Origin of the sequence: Sporosarcina sp. USHLN248 (assembly GCF_037144575.1) — a bacterium.
GTDB lineage: Bacteria > Bacillota > Bacilli > Bacillales_A > Planococcaceae > Sporosarcina > Sporosarcina contaminans.
The window spans coordinates 1-803 of the sequence record NZ_JBBCZC010000101.1; the positions used below are offsets into that span (position 1 = coordinate 1).

The 803-nt window shown below is 47.4% G+C and carries 1 protein-coding gene; it reads right to left on the reverse strand.

What is annotated here, in order from left to right; all coding sequences use genetic code 11:
• Positions 1–494: transposase (locus WFH04_RS18095; protein ID WP_336825715.1), on the reverse strand; the 494-nt coding region annotated here is incomplete at its 3' end.
• Between the last annotated feature and the right edge of the window lie 309 nt (positions 495–803).

Genomic DNA, 803 nt, shown 5'->3' on the forward strand with positions numbered 1-803 from the left:
TCCATCGTGATATAGTTGTCCTCAATCAGTTTCAGTATCATCGTTTCAAATAACTCGTCCATCATCGCCTTCATGCGGTTGCCCCGGAATTCGTTGATGGTACGAAAATCGGGTTTCTGCATTGCGGCGAGCCACATAGCCGGCAGATTCTCCTCCAACATTTTTTCGATTTCACGGCACGAATAGACTTTTTGCGAGTATGCATAGAGGATAACTTTCAACATCATTTTGGGATGGAAAGGGCTGCGGCCACCACCGACATAATAGGAGAATAGCCGATCATCCGGGATGGCCTCCACCATTTCATCCACCACACGTGCAACATGGTTTTCAGGTATCAGTTCCTGGACATCGAAGATGACGAATCCCTGTCGGTTATTATAGGGTTTGAATGAGGGCTTGATGTAACGCTTAGGAAAGGCTACTTCTGTTTCCTCTATTGCCAACGGCAGTTCTGTGGTATAATCATTCATAGTAATCTTCGGATTGCACATAAAAATCGTCCTTTCTGAAATGGGGTTTAGTCACTTCCATTTTACAAGATTGGACGATTTTTTTGTATATTTATAGTTTGAAGTGATGAGTAGTTGCTTGGAGTGAAAGGCGCCGACTCCTGGGGGATTAGCGGGACAGGTGAGACCCCGCAGGGAGCGAAGCGAACGAGGAGGCTCACCGCCCGCCCCCCGGAAAGCGTGCGCCTGGAACGGAAAGCGACGGTTGTCAGGGGTTCCCCATTTATTCTCCAACCAGAAAGGGACTATCACAGAAAATCAGTTTTCACTGACTTTCTGGACAGCCCCTTT